Here is a 1,960-nt window from a genome sequence, read left to right on the forward strand (position 1 = left end):
GGCGGATCTTGATGATCCGCCTCCTGCGCCGGTGGGCGCCTGCTCCCATCGCGCACCTGCTGGGTCCGGTGCCCTCGGCCGTGCACCGCGTCCTGACCCACTAGCATCTGGCCGGCTCACCTACCTGGACCGTCCGACCGGCTGGACCAAACGCCGCTACGAACGCGGCAGGTCAGGCGAGTTTGGCGCACATGGACATCAAGAAGCTGGGCAACATCCACGACTGCGCGGCCACAAGACCCTCGGATGGCGGGCCGGCCCGCCAGCTGCGTCCCTAACCTCACAGGGCAGCACACCGCTTCAATCCTCGCGAGGCCACAGCGCCGCGAAGTGATCCAGGGCCTCGCTCCGAACCCCTTCAGGGGCGCTCTCAAGGCATGCCTCCAGCATCAGAGGCGCCTCCACTCCCACCGCTGCCCTGACCACAGCGTCGTAAGGGTCCATCTGCTCGGCGAACACGAGCGCCACAGCATGTGCCACCCCTCTAGCAGGCAGCATCCGGCCTGCGAGTCGTGCAGCTACCGCCGCCCGGACCCCTCCGAGGAAGGGCTCACCGGATGCGGCCCGCATACGCCGCGCCAACTCCTCTTCGCCCGGCAGTTCGTACTTCTCAAACATGGTTGGCACCCTCTCTCGTCTCACCCGGCACCTGACCGGGACTGGCGCGGTGGCTTCCGATCCGTTTCCAATCCCCGACCCTCCGATCAGCAAGTCGGTCGGCTCGTCGCCGCCCTCTCTGCGGACTGGTATCGCGCTGCTGCCCCGACTACCGGCCGGGACAGCGACGTTCCCGGCACCGACCGGGAAGGTACCCACCGGTGGCGTCCGCGTGCGGAATGTCACCCGACCAGTGGACGGACAGAGTGCCTCCGTCCCCGGACGCCGGCTGACGTGTCAGCCCTCGCTCCGAACCACGGGCCCGGCGGCGTTCCTATGAGGGCGCGGTGCTGGTGAACTCCGCCGTGAATGCCTCGGTGAAGTCCTTGAGGTCATCCGGATTGCGGCTGGTGATCAGCGTGCTGCGTCCCGCGCGGCAGACGCGCACCGGCTCGTCCACCCAGGTGCCGCCCGCGTTGAGGACGCCGGTGCGCAGGCTGGGCCAGGAAGTGAGGGTGCGGCCCCGGACAGCATCGGCCTCGATCAGTGTCCAGGGGGGCGTGACAGGTGGCCGCCACCGGCTTGCCCACCTCGAAGAAGAAGCGGACGAACCCGACGGCGGCGGTGTTCAGCCGCAGGGTGCCCGGATTCGTGACCCCGCCAGGCAGCACCAGCGCTCCGTACGCTCCGAGGGCCGCCTGGTCCACGACCTCGTCCACCGAGAAGGTGTCCCCCGATCGAGGTGGTGGAACGCCTGGAACTTCCCCTTCTCCATGGAGACCAGCACCGGCGTACCGCTCGAGCCGCGCCGGGTCGCGGTGTCGCTGGTGGCGGCGCTTGCCGAAGTACCAGCTCGTCCTCGGCGGGCCGAGGGCGTCGACCTCGCCGGCCGCACCGTGCACTATGCGGACCGGAGGGCTGTGCGGGGCCGCTGCGCCACGACCGGATCGTTCTCGCCGACGGCAGCGTCAGCAAACGACTGCCGGTGCCCGGCGTCGCCGAGCATGCATCGAGCTGTCGGCGCACGAGGAGCCCGCCGCCCGGCGAACCTTCGTGGTGGTCGGCGCCGGCTACACGGGTACGGGGGTCGCGGCGAGTCCGGGGACGACCCGGTCCAGATCCTCGACGCTACCGCGCGACGTACGGGTCCCCCACGGGGCGAGGGTGCCGTCGTTCTTTAGTCAGGTGAGAAGGCGGCTCGCGGTGTCCGCGTCGAGCAGCACCAGGTCCGCGTCTCCCGCGTGACGCCTCGTAGGTCCGCTGGGAATGGGCCCGGCGGTGTTCGTCCCGGAGGACTGTCCCGGTCGGCAGTCGCTCGGATGGTCTGCTCATCCGCACCGTCCGGCCGGATCGGGCAGCTGTC

1 protein-coding gene and 1 pseudogene are annotated in these 1,960 nt (G+C 70.1%); both read right to left on the reverse strand.

Going from position 1 to position 1,960, the window contains the following annotated elements; genetic code table 11:
- Positions 1–300 precede the first annotated feature (300 nt).
- Complete coding sequence (locus tag ACFWIA_RS35090; protein WP_387011331.1) at positions 301–618, reverse strand: hypothetical protein; 318 nt, start codon at positions 616–618, stop codon at positions 301–303.
- 313 nt (positions 619–931) lie between these two features.
- Positions 932–1,492 (reverse strand): annotated as a pseudogene (locus tag ACFWIA_RS35095) (DJ-1/PfpI family protein).
- Positions 1,493–1,960 lie beyond the last annotated feature (468 nt).

The sequence above is a fragment of the Streptomyces sp. NPDC127068 genome, assembly GCF_042724695.1.
Classification (GTDB): domain Bacteria; phylum Actinomycetota; class Actinomycetes; order Streptomycetales; family Streptomycetaceae; genus Streptomyces.